Here is a 23,100-nt window from a genome sequence, read left to right as displayed (position 1 = left end):
GTTATTGCGACCGGCGTGGCTTTTTAGTTGGGGTAATGTTGTGAACTTCGCTGGTAATCCAGCCGTCCTCCAGTCGGGTGGTCAGTAGATCGCCCGCTTTTACCTGTTTTGCTTTCTTCACCACCTTGCCATTAGGCAGGGTGGAAACGCTATAGCCGCGCGCTAACGTTGCCAGTGGGCTGACGGCTTCCAGATGGGTGACCGCGTTGCCGAAACGCTCGCGCTGCTCGCTTAGCCGCGCGCGAATATTTTCCGCCAGTCGATATTCCAGTTGCTGCACCCGTGACTGCGCGCGATGAATGCGCGGCTGTGGGTTCTGCTGGTTCAGCCGCTGCAGCATGCGCTGCTGACGCTGATTGGCCTGTTTAATTTTATTCTCAAGTGCGAAGTTCATTCTCTGACGCAGTCGTTCCAGCACGGTCTGCTGGCGGGCCAGACGCAGTTGCGGATGCTGCTGTTGCAAGCGGTGATTAAGCTGGGTAAATCGGCGAGTTCGGTTGGCGAGATAGTAATCCATCGCCATTTCCAGACGTTGTTGACCATGCTGAATTTGACGCAGCAGCTCGAGCTGATTGCGGCTGACAATTTCTGCGGCCGCCGACGGCGTTGCCGCGCGCAGGTCGCCGACAAAATCGGCAATGGTCACATCGGTTTCATGGCCGACGGCACTCACCACCGGAATTCTGCTCGCAAATATCGCCCGTGCTACGCGCTCGTCGTTAAAGCTCCACAAATCTTCCAGCGAGCCGCCGCCGCGCCCGACGATTAATACGTCACACTCGCCACGGGCGTTTGCCAGCTCAATTGCGCGAACGATCTGCCCCGGCGCATCGTCGCCCTGGACAGCGGTTGGATAGATAATTACGGGCAGGGAAGGGTCACGACGCTTCAGCACGTGGAGAATATCGTGCAGCGCGGCACCGGTTTTAGAGGTGATCACCCCGACGCAGTGGGCCGGTGAGGGCAGCGTTTTTTTGAACTGCTGATCGAACAGCCCTTCAGCCTGCAGTTTGGCCTTCAGTTGCTCATACTTCTGTTGCAACAGACCTTCACCCGCAGGCTGCATGCTCTCAACAATTATCTGGTAGTCCCCACGCGGCTCATACAATGTAATGTTGGCGCGCACCAGCACCTGTTGCCCGTGCTGCGGGCGGAACGTTACCCGGCGGTTGCTGTTGCGAAACATCGCGCAGCGAACCTGAGCGGTGTCATCTTTGAGCGTGAAATACCAGTGACCGGAGGACGGCTGAGTGAAATTGGAGATTTCACCGCTGATCCACACTTGCCCCATTTCCTGCTCAAGCAGCAAACGAACCGTCTGATTCAGGCGGCTTACGGTAAAAATTGAGGTGGTCTGAGAGGATAACATGTGAGCGGGATCAAATTCTAAATCAGCAGGTTATTCAGTCGAAAGTAACATGCTCACAGAGGAGCGCAAGGTTTTTTTGCAAAAAAGTGTGGATGCAATCGGTTACGCTCTGTATAATGCCGCGGCAATATTTAATAACCTCCCAGGTGAGATATTGCCCATGCTACGTATCGCAAAAGAAGCCCTGACGTTTGACGACGTCCTCCTCGTTCCCGCTCATTCTACCGTTCTGCCGAATACTGCTGACCTCAGCACCCAGTTGACGAAAACCATTCGCCTGAACATTCCTATGCTCTCCGCAGCAATGGACACCGTGACGGAAGCGCGCCTGGCAATTGCCCTGGCCCAGGAAGGCGGCATCGGTTTTATCCACAAAAACATGTCCATCGAGCGCCAGGCTGAAGAAGTTCGCCGCGTGAAAAAACACGAATCTGGCGTGGTAACTGACCCACAGACCGTACTGCCAACCACTACTCTGCGCGAAGTGAAAGAACTGACCGAGCGTAACGGCTTTGCAGGCTACCCGGTGGTGACTGAAGATAACGAACTGGTCGGTATCATCACCGGCCGTGACGTGCGTTTTGTGACTGACCTGAACCAGCCGGTTAGCGTATATATGACGCCAAAAGAGCGTCTGGTGACCGTTCGTGAAGGCGAAGCGCGCGATGTCGTTTTCGCCAAAATGCACGAAAAACGCGTTGAGAAAGCGCTGGTTGTTGATGACAGCTTCCATCTGCTCGGTATGATCACCGTAAAAGATTTCCAGAAAGCTGAACGTAAACCTAACGCCTGTAAAGACGAGCATGGTCGTCTGCGCGTGGGCGCTGCGGTTGGCGCGGGCGCAGGTAACGAAGAGCGTGTTGACGCGCTGGTTGCCGCGGGCGTTGATGTACTGCTGATTGACTCCTCTCACGGCCACTCTGAAGGCGTACTGCAGCGTATTCGTGAAACTCGCGCTAAATATCCTGATCTGCAGATTATCGGCGGTAACGTTGCGACTGGCGCAGGTGCTCGCGCGTTGGCTGAAGCTGGCTGCAGCGCTGTTAAAGTGGGTATTGGCCCTGGCTCCATCTGTACTACCCGTATCGTGACCGGCGTCGGTGTTCCGCAGATCACCGCCGTTTCTGATGCCGTTGAAGCGCTGGAAGGCACCGGTATTCCGGTTATCGCCGATGGCGGTATTCGTTTCTCCGGCGACATCGCTAAAGCGATTGCTGCTGGTGCTGCCGCAGTGATGGTTGGTTCCATGCTGGCGGGTACTGAAGAATCCCCGGGCGAAATCGAACTGTACCAGGGCCGTTCTTACAAATCTTACCGCGGTATGGGTTCTCTGGGCGCGATGTCCAAAGGGTCTTCTGACCGTTACTTCCAGAGCGATAACGCCGCTGACAAACTGGTCCCGGAAGGTATCGAAGGCCGCGTAGCCTATAAAGGCCGCCTGAAAGAGATCATTCACCAGCAGATGGGCGGCCTGCGCTCCTGTATGGGGCTGACCGGCTGTGGTACTATCGACGCGCTGCGAACGAAAGCAGAGTTTGTACGCATCAGCGGTGCGGGTATTCAGGAAAGTCACGTTCACGATGTGACCATCACCAAAGAGTCCCCTAACTACCGCATGGGCTCCTGATAAGTTTCCGCGCCCGGCTATATGCCGGGCGAATTTGTTTCACTTGCCTCGGAATTAGCGTCAATGACAGACAATATTCATAAACATCGCATTCTCATCCTCGATTTCGGCTCGCAGTACACTCAGTTGGTTGCACGTCGCGTACGTGAACTGGGCGTCTACTGTGAACTGTGGGCATGGGATGTTACGGAAGCACAAATTCGCGAATTCAACCCAAGCGGTATTATTCTTTCCGGTGGCCCGGAAAGTACCACTGAAGAAAACAGCCCGCGTGCGCCGGAATACGTTTTCAATGCGGGCGTGCCGGTGTTCGGCGTGTGCTACGGCATGCAGACCATGGCAATGCAGCTCGGTGGTCATGTTGAAGGTTCTAACGAACGTGAATTCGGCTATGCGCAGGTTGAAGTTCAGACCGACAGCGCGCTTGTCCGCGGTATTGAAGACTCCCTGACCGCAGACGGTAAACCGTTGCTGGATGTGTGGATGAGCCACGGCGACAAAGTGACTGCCATTCCGGAAGGTTTCGTGACTGTTGCCAGCACCGACAGCTGCCCGTTTGCTATCATGGCGCACGAAGAAAAACGCTTCTATGGCGTGCAGTTCCACCCGGAAGTTACCCACACCCGTCAGGGCATGCGCATGCTGGAGCGTTTTGTGCGCGATATCTGCCAGTGTGAAGCGCTGTGGACGCCGGCAAAAATTATCGATGACGCCGTTGCCCGCATTCGTGAGCAGGTTGGCAATGACAAAGTTATCCTCGGTCTGTCCGGTGGCGTTGACTCCTCTGTGACTGCGATGCTGCTGCACCGTGCGATCGGTAAAAACCTGACCTGCGTGTTCGTCGACAACGGTCTGCTGCGCCTGAACGAAGCCCAGCAGGTAATGGATATGTTTGGTGACCATTTCGGCCTGAACATCGTTCACGTTGAAGGCGAACAGCGTTTCCTCGACGCGCTGAAAGGCGAGAACGACCCGGAAGCGAAACGTAAGATCATCGGCCGCGTATTCGTTGAAGTGTTCGACGAAGAAGCGCTGAAGCTGGAAGACGTTAAGTGGCTGGCACAGGGAACTATCTATCCGGACGTGATCGAATCCGCGGCATCTGCCACCGGTAAAGCGCACGTTATCAAATCTCACCACAACGTGGGCGGTTTGCCGAAAGAGATGAAGATGGGTCTGGTTGAGCCGCTGCGTGAGCTGTTCAAAGACGAAGTGCGTAAAATCGGTCTGGAACTGGGTCTGCCGTACGACATGCTGTACCGTCACCCGTTCCCGGGACCGGGGCTGGGGGTACGTGTGCTTGGCGAAGTGAAGAAAGAGTACTGCGACCTGCTGCGTCGCGCGGATGCTATCTTCATTGAAGAACTGCACAAAGCTGACCTGTACAACAAGGTAAGCCAGGCGTTCACCGTGTTCCTGCCGGTACGTTCCGTTGGCGTCATGGGCGATGGCCGTAAGTACGACTGGGTTGTTTCCCTGCGTGCAGTAGAAACCATCGACTTTATGACCGCGCACTGGGCGCACCTGCCGTATGATTTCTTAGGCCGCGTCTCTAACCGCATCATTAACGAAGTGAACGGCATTTCCCGCGTCGTTTATGATATCAGCGGTAAGCCACCGGCTACCATTGAGTGGGAATAATAGCCCTTTCTGTTAGCGGTTTCTGAATCGGTAATATGTAAAAAAACCCTCTTTTTATAGAGGGTTTTTTATTGCGCTCATACCGAAGCGCTGTGAATTAATCAACCAACTGTAGCTGGGGTTGAGATTGGGGGGCTACGTTCTCAACGCGAATATCCATCTGCGGATACGGCAGGGAGATATGGTTGGCGTCCAGGGCTTCTTTAATGTTTTCCAGCAAATCGTAATAGGTATTCCAGTATTCGATGTTGGGCACCCATACGCGGACGTAAAAATTCAATGCTGAAGCGCCCAGTTCGCCCAGACGAACGGTTACCCCACGTTGCTTATCGATGCGGGTATCCTGATCGATAATATGGTTAATCACGCGCTTAACGTCAGCTATCCGGCTCTGATAGCCGACGCCAATCACCAGATCGATACGGCGGAAAGGGTGGCGGGAATAGTTAATGATATTGTCAGCGATGATCTTACCGTTTGGAATGACCACTTCTTTGCTGTCGGCGGTGAGCAGGGTGGTGGAGAAAATATGTACCTTTTCCACCGTTCCGGTGACTGCCCCAATTTGTACCACTTCTCCGGCGCGGAATGGACGCAGGGAGACCAATAGTACGCCAGCGGCAAAGTTGGAAAGCGATCCTTGTAGCGCGAGTCCGATGGCCAACCCGGCGGCACCAATGACGGCAATAATGGAGGATGTTTCGATACCGACGCGACCCAATGCGGCAACAACGGCAAAGGCTAGGGTAATGTAACGTACCAGCGCGGTGAAGAACTGGATAATGGTTCGGTCAACTTTACGTTTTAACAGTAATTTTTCCAGACCACTGGAGATCAGGCGAGAGACAAATTTACCGACAAACAGTAAAATTACGGCGGCAACGATATTCCAGCCGAATTGAATAACCGCATCGCTGTGTCCAGCGATCCATTCAAGACCGCTGCTTATTTTCGGAAATAATGAAAAACCACTCATGGTATTACCCTGTAGAATTTAAAATGGTAATGATTCAAATAAGCATTTAATTTCATGCATAATATTAATGCTTTCACCTGTGATATTTTCTGGTGATATTAATTGACGTCTATTTGAACACAGTGTGTCTTTTTATACCCAGTAAATCGGAACGTAAAAATGAGCGCGAATGGTGCAGTGAAGTGGGATTAAAAGATTGTGAATTTGTGCGAAAAACACGGTCTGTTATCCGATAACTCCGTGCGTGTGGTGGGTAAGGCAGCGTATTGTTTCATCACTCAAATCCTTTACCGGATGGTTAAATGTCAGGCGATTAGCCATCCGGTAAGGAATCTTAATGCTGAGATATTACAGGCGCGAGCGATCAGCGCACGTCGGTTTGAGCAGGAGATGCCTGTTGCGGCTGGGTGATCTGCTGAGAGTCTTTTTTGTTCTGGTGGTGGTGCCACGCACCTATAGCGGAGTAGACGAAGCGTCCGAAGAAGAAGAGAAAGCTGATAAGCAGTACGATCCGGATCATGCGACTATTAAATCGGTGTCGTTTGCGTAGGCTGGTAACCTGGCTCACAAAAGGTTCCTTGTAGTGTACCCAACCGAGGGCGATACTCACATTAAGGCATACTGTGAGGCAATGGTCAATTTTTCGTTATGTAAAATTGCTTCAGTTGTTTTATCCTCATATGTTATGAAAATTAATATTATTATTTGCATTAATAATGAATTAACGATAAGAAACGATGAAAATAGTAATAATTGATTAATGAGGGGCTTTTTTTTTGATATATATCAAACGTCACCCTTTACTGATAACTAAAATCGATGAGACATAGTAATGTATTTAACTTCATCGTTTTAGAGTCAGGTGGGATGCCTGTCTGAATACCCCCTGCAGGATGTGCGGGATTCTACTGAGCATCTATGAAACTCAATAAAAATTATATTTGTATGAGAGATAGATGGTGGGCGTTACCTCTCATCATACCATCTTTGCTGTTGCCTATATTGAGCACTGCCAATACCTATGCCCATATTAGTACTGGGACCGTAATTCTTTTCTACATGCCTTTGGCGTTGATGATTAGCCTGATGCTATTTTTTGGCTGGGCGGCATTGCCGGGAATTATCATTTCCATTATCTGCTACAAATATCCGCAGGTTGGGTTATTTGAAACGCTCTCAATAATTTCGCACTTTATTGTAACGATAGTGCTGAGTTGGGGAGGGTATAAAGTATTTGCACCCCGGCGGAACAACGTATCTCACGGTAACTCCCACCTGATGTTTCAGCGCATGTTTTGGCAGGTCTTCTGCCCGGCGACGCTGTTTCTGATCCTCTTCCAGTTTGCCGCATTTGTGGGCGTTTATGAGAGTAAATCCGGCATGGTGGGGGTTATGCCCTTTAATACTGGCACGTTGATCAACTATCAGGCTATGCTGGTCGGGAATCTGATTGGGGTTCCTTTGTGCTACTTTATTATTCGCACGATCCGCAACCCTTTGCATGTCAGAGGCTATTTTTCTCAATTAAAGCAGCAGTTTGATACCAAAGTTACCAAAATTGAGTTTGCGGTCTGGCTGATTATATTGGCTGTACTTATGGCATTGCTGTGTATGCCGTTAAATGAACAAAGCTCAATATTCAGCACAAATTATACTCTGTCGTTGTTGCTACCTGTCATGCTCTGGGGAGCAATGCGTTACGGTTACAGATTTATTTCGCTGATATGGTCTGTCGTACTTATTACCGCAATTCATTATTACCAGCGCTATATGCCCTGGTATTCTGGCTACGATACCCAGCTTGCCATTACCTCATCGAGTTATCTTGTTTTCTCCTTCATCGTGAACTTCATTGCCGTACTGGCAACGCGTCAACGCTTTGTTACCCGGCGCAACCATCGTCTGGCATTCTTTGATCCGATGGTGCATCTGCCAAATTTGCGCGCATTGAACCGGGATTTGAAAAAAACGCCATGGTCAGTGCTCTGCTTTTTGCGTGTTCCGGGCATGGAGCTACTGGTAAAAAATTACGGCATTATGCTGCGTATCCAGTACAAGCAAAAACTCTCACAGTGGATAACGCCACTGTTGGCACAGGATGAGCATGTCTATCAGTTATCGGGTAATGACTTAGTTTTGCGTTTTAACACTGAGTCGTATCAGGAGCGCATTGAAGCCCTGGACAGGCATATCAAGCAGTTCCGTTTTATTTGGGATGGCATGCTTTTACAGCCGCAGGTGGGGATCAGTTTTTGCTGTGTCCGTTCTCCTGTTAACCATATCTATCTGTTACTGGGAGAGTTAAGCACCATTGCCGAGCTTTCTCTGGCGACCAATTCACCAGAGAACTTGCAGCGCCGAGGCGTCATGCACTTGCAACGTGACCTGAAAGATAAGGTTGCGATGATGAATCGTCTACAGCTGGCGCTGGAGCACAATCGCTTTTTCCTGATGGCGCAGCCGATTTTTGGCGTACGCGGCGACGTTTATCATGAAATCCTGCTGCGCCTTGAGGGAGATGACGGTGAAACTATCCCGCCTGATTGCTTCTTGCCGATCGCACATGAGTTTGGCTTGTCGTCCAGCATCGATATGTGGGTGATTGAAAATACGCTGAAGTTTATGGCACAGAATCGGGAAAAAATGCCCGCCCGTCGGTTTGCCATTAACTTGTCACCCACGTCGATATGTCGCGCCCGACTTCCGCATGACATCAAGCAGCTACTGGTTAAGTATAAGGTTGAAGCGTGGCAGTTGATTTTTGAAGTCACGGAAAGCAACGCCTTAACCAATGCGGAACAGGCACAGGCAACGTTACTGCAGCTGCAATCACTGGGCTGTCAGATTGCGATTGATGATTTTGGTACGGGTTACGCCAGCTATGCGCGGCTGAAGAATGTGAGTGCCGATATCCTGAAAATTGATGGCAGCTTTATTCGCAGTATCGTTTCGAATAGCCTCGACTACCAAATCGTGGCCTCTATTTGCCATCTGGCTCGGATGAAAAGAATGCTGGTGGTTGCGGAGTACGTCGAAAGTGAAGAAATACGCAGTGCGGTAATTTCGCTGGGGATTGACTACATGCAGGGGTACTTGATTGGTAAACCACAGCCATTGCATGAAACGCTGGAAGAACAGGCGCCAGACGCGCTGGCACCTGTTCTGAGTTTATGCGGCGATATCGGGTGAGGTTTCTTCTTCAATTTTGAGACGCCAGCCGGTTACGCCCTCCCAGTATTGCTGCTCTTTTTCCAGATCGAGCAGCACCAGCGCATTTTGGCTAAACCAGTCATGCGGGAAACGTAAGGTCCAGTGGTTGTCGTCGGTTATCAGAGTCAGGGTTGGCGGCGTTGTGGTCGCCTGACGCTGATTATTCAGCAGCACGCCGAGGCGTAACAGTTGAATTAACGGCAGAAACTGTTTTTTCTTGAACAGTGTAAAGCGGGGCAAATCATCCAGTTTCACCGCTTTGCGATGATAACGAACTAATGTTGCCATCATCAGTTGTTGTTCCTGATTAAACCCCGGTAAATCGCTGTTTTGTAAGATATAAGCAGAGTGGCGATGTAAGCCGCTGTGGTTGATGTTCAGCCCAACCTCATGCAGCATCGCTGCCCAGCGCAGTAATGCTTCCAGTTGAGGATTGGCCAGTTTGGGCTGTTGCGTATGCCACTGGTCGTACATTTGCATCGTTGTTTCCAGTACGCGCCGGGCCTGTTCACTGTCAATGTTGTACTGGTTCGCCAGACTGCTGGCGGTACGGCTGCGAACGTCCTGGTGGCGAAAACGTCCTTCCATCTCGTACAGTACGCCTTCGCGTAGTGCGCCATCAGAAAGGCGAAGTTCGCGGATAGCCAACGCGTCAAAAACGCCGCACAGAATCGCGAGTCCGGGTACAAACACTGCTTTTCGTTCTTCTGACAATCCCGGCAAGCTGAGCGCATCAAATGACGCATGCTTCAGCACTTCAGATGTCAGTTTGTCCAGGCGTTCGGGGGTGATAAAACCGTCTTTTTCACCCATCTCCAGCAGCACTTCGTGTGCCGCTTTAATCGTGCCTGACGCGCCCATTGCGACGTTCCAGCCCTGAATGCGAAACTGCCACGTTAAGGTTTCAAGCTTTTGCGCTGCCGCCATGCGGGCACGCTGGAAGTTTTCCCGGCTGATAACACCGCCCGGGAAATACATCTGGGCAAAACTGACGCAGCCCATACGGCGGCTTTCGACCAGCTTGGGTTCGAAATCTTCGCCGATCACAAGTTCTGTTGAGCCACCGCCGATATCGATAACCAGCTTGCGGCCTTTTTCCGGCTGAGTGTGCTCCACGCCCATAAAAATCAGTCGGGCTTCTTCGTTACCGGAGATAATCTCAATCGGGTAGGGGATGACTTTTTCCGCTCGCTTGAGAAAATCGGTCGCATTCAGCGCCTGACGCAAAGTATGGGTTCCCACGATGCATACGCTTGACGGGGGAAAGCCCTGCAGGCGTTCGGCGAACAGCGACAGGCAGCTTAATCCGCGTTCCATTGCCTCTTCGCTCAGCTTGTTATCTTCGCCGAGACCATCCGCCAGATGAACGCGCTGTTTCAGCCGCCCGATAATCTGCATTGCGCCATCAACCACGCGGGCAATGACCATATGGAAACTGTTTGAACCAAGGTCGACCGCAGCAAATTCCTGCGGTCGTGGAGTCTTGTCGTGTATTGGCATAGCGTTAGTCAGGTTGCTCGAGTGATTTGATGTAGTCGTAAATCGCCAATTGTGACTGAACTTTACGGCGGTTTCCGCGTGGTACGTAGCGATTACTGAGTTCTTTATCGATGAAGCGAGCCTTCACCGTGTCGCTGAACAGGATATCGATAATATCCAGCACGCGCTGCTTAAGGCGCGGGTCCAGCAGCGGAGTGGCGACTTCGATACGATAGTCGATATTGCGGGTCATCCAGTCTGCAGAGGAGAGGTATACCTGCTTATCGCCACTGTTTTCGAAAATATAAACCCGGTCGTGTTCAAGGTAGCGGTCGACAATGCTTATCACGCGAATATTATCGCTGATGCCTTCCAGGTTCGGGATCAGAGAGCACATACCGCGAATCAACAAATTAACCGGTACGCCTGAGCTTGAGGCCGCATAGAGACGATCAACCAGGCCTTTATCGACCAGGTTGTTCAGTTTTAGCGTGATACCGGAAGGCTGGCCTTGCTGCGCATTGGCGATCTCTTTGTCGATCATCGCGTACAGCAGACGGCGTGAGTTCTGCGGAGAAACCAGCAGATAATCGAACGTCACCGGACGATACGGGTTTTCGATGAAGTTGAACACCCGACGAACCTCGTTGGTGATGCGTGAATCAGCGGTAAGCAACGAGTAGTCGGTGTACAGCCGCGCCGTTTTTTCGTTGAAGTTGCCCGTCCCGATATGCGCATAGCGCACGACTTCATCACCTTCTTTACGCGAGATAAGGAACAGTTTGGCGTGAATTTTCAGACCCGGCGCGGAGAAGATGACGTGAACGCCCGCTTCGGTCAGACGCTTGGCCCAATGAATGTTGGCTTCTTCATCAAAGCGCGCCTGTAATTCCACTACCACGGTGACTTTTTTACTGTTATGCGCGGCATGGATCATCGCGTCGATGATGCGCGAGTCTTTTGCCACACGGTAGATGTTGATCTTTATTGCCAGTACGCTCGGGTCGAAAGACGCCTGGCGCAACAGTTCAAGAACGTGCTCAAAGGTGTGGTACGGGTAATACAGCAGCACATCGCGCTCGCGGATTGCATCAAATCCGTTACGGAATTTCTCATTGTCGAACCAGATGTGGCGCAGACGCGGCAGCGGCTTATTCACCAAGTTGGCTTTGCCAACGTTGGGGAAGTTAATAAAGTCTTTGAAGTTATGGTAACGGCCGCCGGGAACAATCGAGTCGTAGCGAGAAATCGTCAGTTTTTCACGTAGCACCTCGACCAACGCATTGGGCATGTCGCGCTGATAGACGAAACGCACAGGCTCTGCGGTCAGACGCTGTTTCAGGCTGGAGGACATCAGCTCCATCAGGCTCGATTCCATCTCGTGCACCAAATCGTATTCGGCGTCACGGGTCATTTTCATCGAATAGGCGTTAAGTGCGTCGTAATCAAAGAACCCTTTGAAAATATCGTCAAGGCAATAACGTAAAATGTTGTCCAACAGGATCATCGGCTTGCGACGACGCGGAGTTTCCGGCGGCAGATTCACAAAACGGGGAACCTTGTCAGAAGGGATTTCCAGCAGCGCGTAGCGGATTGTATCGCCGCGGATAATCTCTACCGCCAGATAGGTGTAGTCATCTTTCAAAAACTGGACTAAATCCGTCTCGCGGTTAATCAGGATCGGCGTGATGTGCTGGCGAAGATATTGCTTGAAGTAATGACGCAACCAGCTCTGCTGATTGGCCGATAGCTGGCGTTCATTGATTAAGAAAATCTGATTACGCGCCATCTCCAGCAGCAACTCGTTGTACAGACCGTCAAATTCCTGATCGGCTTTTAATACGCGGGCCTGGATTTTGCCTAACAGATGGCGGGAGTGAGAGTTTGAACCCTGTTCTTCGCTAATAATGATTCGGCGCTTCAGTTCGGCAAAACGAACCTTATAAAACTCGTCGAGGTTATTGGAATAGATGCCTAAGAAACGCATCCGTTCGATCAACGGGTTTGACTTATCAGCAGCTTCCTGGAGTACACGTTCGTTGAACGCTAACCAACTGAGTTCTTTCTCGATGTATAGCTTTTCCTGACCCATTACCACTTTTACTCCGTTTCATTCACGGGACACTACCGATTTATTATGGCGAGCATTGCTCTCAGATGTCCAACTGTGCCAGAAAAATATGACAATAAACCGTCTGATAGCAAAGAGAAAGGGGGAGCGTAGATGAATACCGGTGGTATTAACCGAAAAAGGTAGTTATGCCTGTAAGCCGGATGGTGACATTCGGCTTACAGGTTGAATTTTATTATTCGTCGGCGGCGTAGCCTTGCGGCGGCAGACGAACGCCATCCAGCCATGCAGCGTTATCACGCATCTTCAGGCGACCATCAATAAACCAGCTCACCACCAGTGGGTAAATGGTATGTTCCTGAGCCTGAACCCGTGCCGTGACATCATCTTCGCTGTCGCCTTCAAATACCGGAACTTTGGCCTGGAGAATAACCGGTCCGCCGTCCAGTTCATCAGTGACGAAGTGGACTGAGGTACCATGCTCTTCATCGCCGTTTTCCAGTACCTGGCGGTGCGTATGCAGGCCGGGATACTTTGGTAATAAAGACGGGTGGATATTCAGCAATCGTTCAGAATAGTGCGCGACAAACGCCGGGCTGAGAATGCGCATATAACCGGCCAGCACCACGACATCCGGCGCCCAGGCGTCAATTTCTTGCATCAGTTGGCGGTCGAAGGCTTCGCGACTGGCAAACTGGGCGGCTTCCAGCGAGTACGCTGGAATATTCGCTTCGCGTGCGCGTTCAAGGCCGAACGCATCGGCCTTGTTACTGAATACTGCACGTATGGTGCCATTGATTTTTTTCTGTTCGCAGGCGTCTATTATCGCCTGCAAATTGCTTCCGTTACCGGAAATGAGCACCACAATGTTTTTCATTCAATGACCACACGCTGTTCGGAATCAGAAGCTTTGATGATACCGATTTTCCATGCGTTTTCACCTTTCTCATTGAGCAAAGCCAGGGCTTTGTCCACTTCCGGAGCTGGCAGGGCGATAACCATACCTACGCCGCAGTTAAAGGTGCGATACATCTCATGCTGGCTGACGTTACCCGCCGTTTGCAGCCAGTTGAAGACGGCTGGCCACTGCCAGGAAGACTCGTCGATCACGGCCTGCGTGTTGTCTGGCAGAACGCGTGGAATATTTTCCCAGAAGCCGCCGCCGGTCAGGTGGGCAATGGCGTGCACATCAACCTTCTCGATCAGTTCCAGAATGGATTTTACGTAAATGCGGGTCGGAGCCAGCAGGTGATCGGCCAGCGACTTGCCTTCAAGCTCGGTGGTTTCCGGGTCACAACCGCTGACTTCAACGATTTTACGTACCAGAGAGTAACCGTTGGAGTGCGGACCGCTGGAGCCGAGCGCAATCAGTACGTCGCCGTCAGCCACTTTAGAACCGTCGATAATCTCTGATTTTTCGACGACGCCAACGCAGAAACCTGCCACGTCGTAATCTTCGCCGTGGTACATCCCCGGCATTTCAGCTGTTTCCCCACCGACCAGCGCACAGCCAGACTGCAGGCAGCCTTCGGCAATCCCGTTAATGACGCTGGCTGCGGTGTCCACATCCAGTTTGCCGGTTGCATAGTAGTCGAGGAAGAACAGCGGCTCAGCGCCCTGAACCACGAGGTCGTTGACGCACATTGCGACGAGGTCAATGCCGATAGTGTCGTGGCGTTTCAGATCCATCGCCAGACGCAGTTTTGTACCAACGCCATCAGTGCCGGAAACCAGTACCGGTTCACGATATTTTTGCGGCAATGCGCACAGCGCACCGAAGCCACCCAGACCACCCATAACTTCCGGACGACGCGTTTTCTTTACTACGCCTTTGATTCGATCAACCAGAGCATTACCTGCATCAATATCAACACCGGCATCTTTGTAGCTAAGAGAGGTTTTATCGGTCACTGCCTGCTTCCCCACATGTTTACTTGCAGTAAAAGTTAAATTCGGCGCAATTCTAACAGGGAAAGCAAACGTTTGCGAGCCTGCTCTGCATCAAGTTTTATCTGCTGGTTTTTTCAGCATTTTACAATCATTTATCTATTTGTTTGAACTGCGCCACGAAAATGAAACCGGGTACAGCCTTGTGCTTGAAACCTGCCAGCCGAATGCACAGTATCGTACTGAAACCGGTTTCTGTTTTCTGTTGCGGGCCTCATTTGGAGCGTTTTGCGCAGAGTCATCACGATAGGGGAAGGGGATGTCAGGATTTAAAGCAGATTTCATGTGGGGTGGCGCTGTCGCCGCTCATCAACTGGAAGGTGGCTGGCAGGAGGGCGGTAAAGGAATTAGCGTTGCCGATGTCATGACGGCGGGGGCGCATGGTGTGGCGCGTGAAATCACTGACGGTGTGATTGCCGGTAAAAACTACCCTAACCACGATGCCATCGATTTTTATCATCGCTATAAAGACGACATCAAGCTGTTTGCCGAAATGGGGTTTAAATGTTTTCGCACTTCTATTGCCTGGACGCGGATTTTCCCTTTAGGTGACGAAGCGCAACCCAATGAAGCTGGCCTGCAGTTCTATGATGATCTGTTCGACGAATGTCTGAGATATGGCATTGAACCGGTGATTACGTTGTCGCACTTCGAGATGCCCTACCATCTGGTGACGGAGTACGGCGGCTGGCGCAACCGTAAGCTTATCGACTTTTTTGTCCGTTTTGCCCGGGTGGTTTTCACTCGTTACCAGCACAAAGTGAAGTACTGGATGACGTTTAATGAGATTAACAATCAGGCAAATTATCACGAAGACTTCGCGCCCTTTACTAACTCTGGCCTGAAATATCTGCCTGGTGAAGACCGCGAGCCGGTCATGTACCAGGCGGCGCACTACGAGCTGGTGGCAAGCGCGCTGGCGGTGAAGCTCGCGCGTGAAATTAACCCGGCGCTGCAAATTGGCTGCATGATTGCGATGTGCCCAATTTATCCGCTGACCTGTGCGCCGAACGACATGATGATGGCGATGAACGCTATGCACCGGCGTTACTGGTTTACTGACGTCCATGTGCGCGGCAAATACCCGCAGCATCTTCTCAATTACTTTGCCCGTCGTGGCTTTGAACTGGATATCACCGAGGAAGACCGTCAGGCGCTGACCGAGGGCTGCGTTGATTACATCGGCTTTAGCTATTATATGTCTTTCGCGACCCAGGCAACGGCGGACAACCCACAACTAGATTACGACGAGTCGAAAAGCCTGGTTTCTAACCCGTACGTGCAGAAGTCGGACTGGGGCTGGCAGATTGATCCCGTCGGTCTGCGCTATTCGCTGAACTGGTTCTGGGATCATTATCAGTTGCCGTTATTTATTGTAGAAAACGGCTTTGGGGCGATTGACGTACAGCAGGCCGACGGCTCGGTGGATGATTCCTATCGTATTGACTATATGGCCGCACATATCCGCGAAATGAAAAAAGCGGTGGTGGAAGATGGTGTGGATCTGATGGGCTATACCCCGTGGGGCTGTATTGATTTAGTCTCGGCCGGGACGGGGGAGATGAAAAAACGCTACGGCTTTATCTATGTTGATAAAAATAATGACGGGAGTGGGACATTAGCACGCTCGCCGAAGAAATCTTTTTCATGGTATCAAAACGTCATCCAGAGTAATGCTGAAAATCTATAAAATTCATAGCATTGATAACAACCCCCACACTTATTGTGGGGGGTGTTTTATACTCATCATCCAGACGCAAACGATTTTGGTTGATCCATATCAAGCGTATGCAGTGTTGCGCCAGAGACGAAAAGCGGTATAATCCGGCGATTTTTTTTGTGGTTGCCACTCGTCTGAGGAAAGGAGAAGAGTATGAAGATCGTGGAAGTCAAACACCCACTCGTCAAACACAAGCTGGGACTGATGCGTGAAAACGACATCAGCACTAAACGCTTTCGTGAACTCGCCTCGGAAGTTGGCAGCCTGCTGACTTATGAAGCAACCGCCGGTCTGGAAACCGAAAAGGTGACCATTGAAGGCTGGAACGGTCCGGTTGAAGTTGACCAAATCAAAGGTAAAAAAATCACCGTTGTGCCAATCCTGCGTGCGGGCCTGGGCATGATGGAAGGCGTACTGGAAAACGTTCCGAGCGCGCGTATCAGCGTGGTCGGTATGTACCGTAATGAAGAGACGCTGGAGCCGGTTCCGTACTTCCAGAAGCTGGTTTCTAACATTGATGAGCGTATGGCGCTGATCGTTGACCCGATGCTGGCAACCGGCGGTTCCGTTATCGCTACCATCGACCTGCTGAAAAAAGCAGGCTGCAGCAGCATTAAAGTCCTGGTGCTGGTTGCAGCGCCGGAAGGTATCGCGGCGCTGGAAAAAGCGCACCCGGATGTTGAGCTGTACACTGCCTCCATCGATCAGGGACTGAACGAGCACGGATACATTATTCCGGGGCTCGGCGATGCCGGCGATAAGATTTTTGGTACCAAGTAAACGAATAAGTGAAAAGAAGCCGACTTTAAGAGTCGGCTTTTTTTTGAATAAAACAACCCAATCGCTAATAACAAACAACACTCAGAGGAAAACACTATGACGCGCCGTGCTATCGGGGTGAGTGAAAGACCGCCGCTTTTACAGACAATCCCGCTTAGTTTACAGCACCTGTTCGCCATGTTTGGCGCAACGGTACTGGTGCCAGTCCTGTTTCATATCAACCCAGCTACCGTTCTGCTGTTTAACGGTATTGGTACTTTACTGTATCTCTTTATTTGTAAAGGTAAAATTCCGGCTTATCTCGGTTCAAGTTTTGCGTTCATTTCCCCGGTTCTGCTGCTGCTGCCGCTAGGGTATGAAGTGGCGCTGGGCGGTTTCATTATGTGTGGCATCCTGTTCTGCCTGGTTTCGTTCATCGTTAAGAAAGCCGGTACTGGCTGGCTGGATGTAATGTTCCCGCCTGCGGCGATGGGCGCAATCGTTGCCGTTATCGGTCTGGAGCTGGCGGGTGTCGCTGCGGGTATGGCGGGATTGCTGCCTGCGGAAGGACAAGCGCCAGACTCAACAACCATCATCATCTCAATGGTGACGCTGGCTGTGACGGTATTTGGTTCCGTGCTGTTCCGTGGCTTTATGGCGATTATCCCGATTTTGATTGGGGTGCTGGCCGGGTACGCGCTCTCCTTCGTGATGGGCGTCGTGGACACCACGCCGATAGCGCAGGCTCACTGGTTTGCTCTGCCGACGTTCTATACGCCGCGCTTTGAATGGGTCGCTATTCTGACCATTCTGCCTGCGGCGCTGGTTGTTATTGCTGAACACGTCGGCCACCTGGTGGTAACGGCGAATATCGTGAAAAAAGATTTGATTCGCGATCCTGGCCTGCATCGTTCTATGTTTGCTAACGGCCTGTCGACGGTGATCTCCGGCTTCTTCGGTTCTACGCCGAACACCACGTACGGCGAAAACATCGGCGTCATGGCGATTACCCGCGTTTACAGTACCTGGGTTATTGGCGGTGCGGCGATTTTCGCCATTCTGCTCTCCTGCGTGGGTAAACTGGCTGCGGCGATCCAAATTATTCCACTGCCGGTCATGGGCGGTGTCTCTCTGCTGTTGTACGGCGTGATTGGCGCTTCCGGTATTCGCGTGCTGATCGAGTCAAAAGTTGACTACAACAAAGCACAGAACCTGATCCTGACCTCGGTCATTTTGATCATCGGCGTCAGCGGCGCGAAAGTTCACATCGGTGCTGCCGAGCTGAAAGGCATGGCGCTGGCGACCATTGTGGGTGTCTGTCTGAGTCTGATTTTCAAAGTTATCAGCCTGCTGCGTCCAGAAGAAGTGGTGCTCGACGCCAAAGATGCCGACACTGAGCAACAGTAAACCTTTGACCGGGCGGCGATGCTGCCCGGTTCTATCGCGACGCATTTCTGTGTTAAACTCAACGCGATTTTATGAAATCCTGGGTTGAGGTATCTCTGAACACACCGGCACAGCTCTCTTTGCCACTTTATCTTCCTGACGACGAAACTTTCGCAAGTTTCTGGCCGGGGGATAACTCCTCTTTACTGGCTGCACTGCAAAACGTGCTGCGTCAGGAACATAGCGGGTATATTTATCTCTGGTCGCGTGAAGGCGCTGGCCGTAGTCATTTGCTGCATGCAGCCTGTGCGGAACTGTCCGCGCGCGGCGATGCGGTAGGCTACGTGCCGCTCGACAAACGCACCTGGTTCGTCCCCGAGGTGCTCGACGGGATGGAGCATTTATCGCTGGTATGCATCGATAACATCGAATGTGTGGCTGGTGATTCACTGTGGGAAATGGCGATCTTTGATCTCTACAACCGTATCCTGGAGTCGGGGAAAACACGCCTGCTGATCACCGGCGATCGTCCACCAAGACAGTTGAATCTGGGATTGCCAGATCTCGCTTCGCGTCTGGACTGGGGGCAAATCTACAAGCTGCAACCACTTTCCGATGAAGATAAGCTGCAGGCGTTGCAATTACGCGCCAGACTTCGCGGATTTGAACTGCCGGAAGATGTGGGCCGCTTTCTGCTTAAGCGTCTGGATCGGGAAATGCGTACGCTGTTTATGACGTTGGATCAGCTTGATCACGCATCGATCACCGCCCAGCGTAAGCTGACCATTCCGTTCGTAAAAGAAATTCTGAAGCTGTAAGCGCCGCAGCCAAATGACTGCGGCAGGTTTCGGTTAACCGACGATTTCCAGTACCTGCTCCGGCGGGCGTCCAATTCGAGCCTGACCTTTGGCAACTACGATTGGGCGCTCCATCAGTTTCGGGTTTTCCACCATTGCCTGAATCAGCGCATCTTCACTCAGATTTTTGTCCGCCAGGTTAAGCGATTTATAGAGATCCTCTTTCTGGCGCATCAGCTCACGCGCGCTGGACATACCCAGCATCTGCAGAAGTTCACGCAGGGTCGCGGCGTCAGCCGGGGTTTCCAGATACAGCACCACTTCCGGGTCCACGCCATTGGACTTCAGTAATTCCAGCGTTTCACGGCTCTTGGAGCAGCGTGGGTTATGGTAGATTTTAATCGCGTCTGACATGACTTCTCCTTGCATAACAATACTGCCGGATGGCGGCCAAAAGACCTTATCCGGCCTACATATCGCGTCTGACGTAGGCCGGATAAGACGCTACAGCGTCGCCATCCGGCAAGGGTTCGATAATTACATCTTCGTGTAGGGTTTAAAGCGTTCTTGCAGCTGGCGTAGCTGGTCGATACGGGCATCGTATCTGGCCTGTTGCTGGCTACCCAGTTTCACCTGAGAGCTTGCGCTGCTGAGCATCGAAATCGCCTGATCCAGACGTCCGGCGAGGGCATACCCCTCCGCCCGCGCCGCCAGCTCCTGATCGCGGTTGTTCAGGTTGGCTTCTGTTTGCGCTAACAGATCCCAGCCGTTAGGGTCGTCCTTATGGTTAAACGTATAGCGATTCAGGATGGTTGCCGCCTCTTTGGCTTGCCCACCCTGTAAATACGCATTCGCCAGGTTGAGTTGCAGTACTGGGTTAGTGCGCAGGTCGCGGGCGTTTTTCAGGCGGTTAATGGCATCACTGGTTTTCTTCTGGCCGAGATCGATATCCGTTGCCAGGTCGAGATACCAGGCATTGTTCGCGTCTGCAGCCAGCAGCGGTTGCAGCGCTTTACGCGCCTCGTCATATTTGCTGGCTTCCATCGCCTGCAATGCCCGGCCATATTGTGCCGCACGTTGCTCACGTACGTTGCCTTTCGACCAGTTACTCAGCAGGTCATCGGTCAACTGGTTACGACCAGAGTTGTACATGCCCAAGGTTCGTGCCTTAGCCAGATAAAAATCTTCTGACGACTGGACGACCACCGGACGCATCTGGTTGGCGCGGTTACGGGCATCCGACAGGCGGCTTTCAGGCAGGGGGTGAGTCAGCAAAATTTCCGGCGGACGCGAAGAGTAACGGGCCTGATCGAGCAGTTTTTCGAGGAACGTCGGCATGGCCTGGGGATCGAATCCCGAGCGTTGCAGCACCTGAATACCGATGCGATCTGCTTCCTGTTCGTTTTGTTGAGTAAAGCTAATCATCCCCTGACGTGTTCCCGCCAGCGTACCGGTCAGCGCCGCCATACCCGCCTGCGGGCTAGCCATCGCTAATAAAATTGAACCTAGCGCACCTACCCATGTTAGCGGCGCACTGCGTTTCTGATCTTCCATTGCACGAGCCAGGTGGCGCTGAGTGACGTGGGAGATTTCGTGCGCCATGACCGATGCTAACTGGCTTTCGTTGTCGGAATAGCGGAACAATGCGGAGTGCAAGACAACGTTGCCGCCAAAGAAAGCAAAGGCGTTGATTTCATCGTTGTTGATCAAAAAGAATGTGAAGGGTGTTTTTACCGAGTCGGCGTGCGAGACCAGACGCATCCCCAGCGCATTAATGTATTGGGTGAGCAATGGATCATTAATTAATGGCGCACTGCCGCGCAGTTGGCGTACGTAATAATCGCCCATCTGCATTTCCTGTCCTATGGAAAGCGTACTGCCTGCCGACGTTCCCATATCAGGAAGGGTGTCCGCAGTATCAGCAAATGCGGGCGCAACCTGACCGATAGTCAGTGCGGCAATGAGGGTAGCAACCAGGTTTTTTTTCAACTGCCTGAACATAACCTCTGTCCTGTATTCTTTTTTGAGATAGCCATTTGACCAATGCTGTGAAGTATCGTTCACACTCCGCAAGCTTACGGAGTGTAACTGCGAAACCTGACGATGAACACCCAGGAAAAATGTCTTTTCACTTTGCGTAATCAGCCATAAAAAGCGAAGTCTTTTTTGTGACATTTCGATACAATTCGGGATCGCAATCCCGCTATTGGGTTCATGGAAGGGTTTTATGCTCGAAATGTTGATGCAATGGTATCGTCGCCGCTTTAGCGACCCCGAAGCCATCGCCCTGCTGATTATTCTGGTTGCCGGTTTTGGCATCCTGTTCTTTTTTAGCGGTCTTCTGGCGCCGCTACTGGTCGCCATAGTGCTGGCGTACCTGCTTGAATGGCCGACTGTGCGGCTGGAACATATTGGGTGTTCACGGCGTTGGGCGACATCGATTGTGCTGGTGGTGTTTGTCGGTATTTTGCTGCTGATGGCCTTTGTGGTGATGCCCGTTGCGTGGCAGCAGGGTATTTACCTGATCCGCGACATGCCCGGTATGCTCAATAAATTGTCTGATTTTGCCGCCACCTTGCCAAGACGTTATCCGGCGCTGATGGATGCGGGCATCATTGATGCGATGGCGGAAAATATGCGCTCGCGAATGCTCACCATGGGCGATTCGGTGGTGAAATATTCGTTAGCCTCACTGGTTGGATTACTGACCCTGGCGGTCTATCTGGTTCTCGTCCCGTTGATGGTGTTCTTCCTGATCAAAGATAAAGGACAGATGCTGAACGCCGTGCGCCGGGTGCTGCCGCGTAATCGTGGGCTTGCGGGGCAGGTGTGGAAAGAGATGAACCAGCAAATCACCAACTATATTCGCGGAAAGGTGCTGGAAATGGTGGTGGTCGGCGTGGCGACCTGGCTCGGCTTCCTGCTGTTTGGTCTCAACTATTCGCTGCTGCTGGCGGTGCTGGTAGGGTTCTCTGTGCTGATCCCGTATATCGGCGCTTTTGTGGTGACGATTCCGGTGGTCGGCGTGGCGCTGTTTCAGTTCGGGCTTGGCACCGAGTTCTGGAGCTGTTTTGCCGTGTACCTGATAATCCAGGCGCTGGACGGCAATCTGTTGGTTCCCGTGCTGTTCTCCGAGGCGGTCAATCTGCATCCATTGGTGATTATTCTCTCCGTGGTGATTTTCGGCGGTCTGTGGGGATTCTGGGGCGTATTCTTTGCGATCCCTCTGGCGACGTTAATCAAAGCGGTAATGCACGCCTGGCCGGATGGTCAGGTCGTTGACGAACCCTAATCTGCAAGATCCGGCGATATCATGTCGCCGGATCCGAACTTGTCTGACCTCTATCCACACTTTCTGAATAATCTCTTCTGCTGTCGTTTTTCTCCGCATTTGTCTTTAACTTGACCTGCGTGATGTCTTTCTGTCACGCAAGGAATAAGACCAACAGGAGAACAAAATGGGTCACAACACACACACGCAGCAAAAGGTGGGATGGGGCGGTTATCTCGCTTTTTTTATTACGATTATCCTTTTTTCCGGCATGTTTGCGAAAAGTACCGAATGGTGGCGGGTCTTTGACTTCACCGTCCTCAACGGCGCGTTTGGGCAGATTAATGCCGCAGGCGATACGGCGGTCTCTTTTCGCGGCTCTGGAGGGATGGGAGCCAAAGACGGCTTCTTATTCGCGCTTGAGCTGGCACCTTCCGTCATTCTTTCACTCGGGATTATTTCCGTCACCGAAGGGCTAGGTGGTTTACGTGCGGCACAACAGCTGATGACGCCGGTCCTGCGCCCGTTACTCGGTATTCCGGGAGTTTGTTCGCTGGCGCTAATTGCGAATTTGCAAAATACCGATGCCGCGGCCGGGATGACCAAAGAGATGGCGGAAGAGGGTATTATTACTGAACAGGAGCGTGCCATTTTTGCCTGCTGGCAAACCAGCGGCAGCGCGTGTATTACCAACTATTTTTCCTCTGGTGCTGCGCTGTTTACGGTGGTTACCGTTCCGGTGATTACGCCGCTGGCGGTGATCCTTGTCTTCAAATTTGTGGGTGCGAACCTGCTGCGTTTGTGGATTGCGCAGTTGGAAAATCGCCGTCTGCAGCAGGAGGTCTGA

The 23,100-nt window shown here is 51.9% G+C and carries 18 protein-coding genes; 9 read left to right on the top strand and 9 right to left on the bottom strand.

Annotated features, from left to right (window positions below; all coding sequences use genetic code 11):
* Nucleotide 1: 1 nt before the first annotated feature.
* Entirely contained in the window at nt 2–1,369 is a 1,368-nt protein-coding gene (gene xseA / locus OGV89_RS10075; protein ID WP_286558564.1) for an exodeoxyribonuclease VII large subunit, read from the bottom strand.
* Between the two features lie 160 nt (nt 1,370–1,529).
* Here xseA and guaB point away from each other — a divergent pair, with 160 nt between their 5' ends.
* Nucleotides 1,530–2,996, top strand: a complete 1,467-nt coding sequence (gene guaB / locus OGV89_RS10070; RefSeq protein ID WP_003037756.1) for an IMP dehydrogenase — start codon at nt 1,530–1,532, stop codon at nt 2,994–2,996.
* A gap of 63 nt (nt 2,997–3,059) precedes the next feature.
* Nucleotides 3,060–4,637 (top strand): glutamine-hydrolyzing GMP synthase, encoded by a 1,578-nt coding sequence (gene guaA, locus OGV89_RS10065; RefSeq protein WP_003037760.1) that lies wholly within the window; start codon nt 3,060–3,062, stop codon nt 4,635–4,637.
* 97 nt (nt 4,638–4,734) lie between these two features.
* Here the strand turns inward: guaA and mscS are convergent, their stop codons facing one another.
* Nucleotides 4,735–5,613, bottom strand: coding sequence for a small-conductance mechanosensitive channel MscS (mscS, locus tag OGV89_RS10060; protein WP_003838477.1), 879 nt, complete (start codon nt 5,611–5,613; stop codon nt 4,735–4,737).
* Between the two features lie 364 nt (nt 5,614–5,977).
* A complete protein-coding gene (locus OGV89_RS10055) occupies nt 5,978–6,181 on the bottom strand; it encodes a YfgG family protein (protein ID WP_071524479.1) in 204 nt (67 codons plus the stop codon).
* Nucleotides 6,182–6,531: 350 nt separating this feature from the next.
* Between OGV89_RS10055 and OGV89_RS10050 the strand changes: the two genes are divergently transcribed.
* Entirely contained in the window at nt 6,532–8,802 is a 2,271-nt protein-coding gene (locus OGV89_RS10050) for a sensor domain-containing phosphodiesterase (protein ID WP_106902382.1), read from the top strand.
* On the opposite strand, the gene ppx is transcribed toward OGV89_RS10050, so the two are convergent.
* From ppx to purM, 4 genes are all read right to left on the bottom strand, one after another.
* Nucleotides 8,782–10,323 (bottom strand): exopolyphosphatase, encoded by a 1,542-nt coding sequence (ppx, locus tag OGV89_RS10045; RefSeq protein WP_003037914.1) that lies wholly within the window; start codon nt 10,321–10,323, stop codon nt 8,782–8,784. The two genes, OGV89_RS10050 and ppx, sit on opposite strands and share 21 nt — an antisense overlap.
* Before the next feature lie 4 nt (nt 10,324–10,327).
* Nucleotides 10,328–12,394: a polyphosphate kinase 1 gene (ppk1, locus tag OGV89_RS10040; RefSeq protein WP_003847209.1), complete on the bottom strand. Its 2,067-nt coding sequence runs from the start codon at nt 12,392–12,394 to the stop codon at nt 10,328–10,330.
* A 214-nt stretch (nt 12,395–12,608) separates the two neighbouring features.
* Nucleotides 12,609–13,250, bottom strand: a complete 642-nt coding sequence (gene purN / locus OGV89_RS10035) for a phosphoribosylglycinamide formyltransferase (protein ID WP_086529459.1) — start codon at nt 13,248–13,250, stop codon at nt 12,609–12,611.
* A complete protein-coding gene (purM, locus tag OGV89_RS10030) occupies nt 13,247–14,284 on the bottom strand; it encodes a phosphoribosylformylglycinamidine cyclo-ligase (protein WP_003838485.1) in 1,038 nt (345 codons plus the stop codon). Before purM ends, purN begins: the two co-directional genes overlap by 4 nt.
* 295 nt (nt 14,285–14,579) lie before the next feature.
* Here purM and OGV89_RS10025 point away from each other — a divergent pair, with 295 nt between their 5' ends.
* From OGV89_RS10025 to OGV89_RS10010, 4 genes are all read left to right on the top strand, one after another.
* Nucleotides 14,580–16,010: a 6-phospho-beta-glucosidase gene (locus OGV89_RS10025; protein ID WP_286558561.1), complete on the top strand. Its 1,431-nt coding sequence runs from the start codon at nt 14,580–14,582 to the stop codon at nt 16,008–16,010.
* A gap of 183 nt (nt 16,011–16,193) precedes the next feature.
* On the top strand, nt 16,194–16,820 hold the full coding sequence (gene upp / locus OGV89_RS10020; protein WP_003037929.1) for a uracil phosphoribosyltransferase: 627 nt from the start codon (nt 16,194–16,196) through the stop codon (nt 16,818–16,820).
* Nucleotides 16,821–16,916: 96 nt separating this feature from the next.
* Complete coding sequence (uraA, locus tag OGV89_RS10015; protein WP_003037932.1) at nt 16,917–18,206, top strand: uracil permease; 1,290 nt, start codon at nt 16,917–16,919, stop codon at nt 18,204–18,206.
* A gap of 95 nt (nt 18,207–18,301) precedes the next feature.
* Nucleotides 18,302–19,003: a DnaA inactivator Hda gene (locus OGV89_RS10010; RefSeq protein ID WP_211924219.1), complete on the top strand. Its 702-nt coding sequence runs from the start codon at nt 18,302–18,304 to the stop codon at nt 19,001–19,003.
* Between the two features lie 33 nt (nt 19,004–19,036).
* On the opposite strand, the gene arsC is transcribed toward OGV89_RS10010, so the two are convergent.
* A complete protein-coding gene (gene arsC, locus OGV89_RS10005) occupies nt 19,037–19,396 on the bottom strand; it encodes an arsenate reductase (glutaredoxin) (protein WP_003037937.1) in 360 nt (119 codons plus the stop codon).
* A gap of 123 nt (nt 19,397–19,519) precedes the next feature.
* Nucleotides 19,520–20,983: a beta-barrel assembly-enhancing protease gene (gene bepA, locus OGV89_RS10000; protein ID WP_003037939.1), complete on the bottom strand. Its 1,464-nt coding sequence runs from the start codon at nt 20,981–20,983 to the stop codon at nt 19,520–19,522.
* A 226-nt stretch (nt 20,984–21,209) separates the two neighbouring features.
* Here bepA and OGV89_RS09995 point away from each other — a divergent pair, with 226 nt between their 5' ends.
* Entirely contained in the window at nt 21,210–22,274 is a 1,065-nt protein-coding gene (locus OGV89_RS09995) for an AI-2E family transporter (RefSeq protein ID WP_003037941.1), read from the top strand.
* Between the two features lie 166 nt (nt 22,275–22,440).
* Nucleotides 22,441–23,100 (top strand): nucleoside recognition domain-containing protein, encoded by a 660-nt coding sequence (locus OGV89_RS09990; protein ID WP_003847228.1) that lies wholly within the window; start codon nt 22,441–22,443, stop codon nt 23,098–23,100.

The organism is Citrobacter sp. Cf125 (genome assembly GCF_030333935.1).
Lineage (GTDB): Bacteria > Pseudomonadota > Gammaproteobacteria > Enterobacterales > Enterobacteriaceae > Citrobacter > Citrobacter freundii.
This window is presented reverse-complemented; position numbering and strand designations above follow the sequence as displayed.

What these genes read in the sequence shown, in the direction of transcription:
- mscS (WP_003838477.1), bottom strand. Translation starts at nt 5,613, where the DNA reads ATGAGTGGTTTTTCATTATTTCCGAAAATAAGCAGCGGTCTTGAATGG.
- ppx (WP_003037914.1), bottom strand. Translation starts at nt 10,323, where the DNA reads ATGCCAATACACGACAAGACTCCACGACCGCAGGAATTTGCTGCGGTC.
- upp (WP_003037929.1), top strand. Translation starts at nt 16,194, where the DNA reads ATGAAGATCGTGGAAGTCAAACACCCACTCGTCAAACACAAGCTGGGA.
- uraA (WP_003037932.1), top strand. Translation starts at nt 16,917, where the DNA reads ATGACGCGCCGTGCTATCGGGGTGAGTGAAAGACCGCCGCTTTTACAG.
- guaA (WP_003037760.1), top strand. Translation starts at nt 3,060, where the DNA reads ATGACAGACAATATTCATAAACATCGCATTCTCATCCTCGATTTCGGC.
- bepA (WP_003037939.1), bottom strand. Translation starts at nt 20,983, where the DNA reads ATGTTCAGGCAGTTGAAAAAAAACCTGGTTGCTACCCTCATTGCCGCA.
- OGV89_RS09995 (WP_003037941.1), top strand. Translation starts at nt 21,210, where the DNA reads ATGCTCGAAATGTTGATGCAATGGTATCGTCGCCGCTTTAGCGACCCC.
- OGV89_RS10050 (WP_106902382.1), top strand. Translation starts at nt 6,532, where the DNA reads ATGAAACTCAATAAAAATTATATTTGTATGAGAGATAGATGGTGGGCG.
- guaB (WP_003037756.1), top strand. Translation starts at nt 1,530, where the DNA reads ATGCTACGTATCGCAAAAGAAGCCCTGACGTTTGACGACGTCCTCCTC.
- purN (WP_086529459.1), bottom strand. Translation starts at nt 13,250, where the DNA reads ATGAAAAACATTGTGGTGCTCATTTCCGGTAACGGAAGCAATTTGCAG.
- arsC (WP_003037937.1), bottom strand. Translation starts at nt 19,396, where the DNA reads ATGTCAGACGCGATTAAAATCTACCATAACCCACGCTGCTCCAAGAGC.
- ppk1 (WP_003847209.1), bottom strand. Translation starts at nt 12,394, where the DNA reads ATGGGTCAGGAAAAGCTATACATCGAGAAAGAACTCAGTTGGTTAGCG.
- xseA (WP_286558564.1), bottom strand. Translation starts at nt 1,369, where the DNA reads ATGTTATCCTCTCAGACCACCTCAATTTTTACCGTAAGCCGCCTGAAT.
- OGV89_RS09990 (WP_003847228.1), top strand. Translation starts at nt 22,441, where the DNA reads ATGGGTCACAACACACACACGCAGCAAAAGGTGGGATGGGGCGGTTAT.
- OGV89_RS10025 (WP_286558561.1), top strand. Translation starts at nt 14,580, where the DNA reads ATGTCAGGATTTAAAGCAGATTTCATGTGGGGTGGCGCTGTCGCCGCT.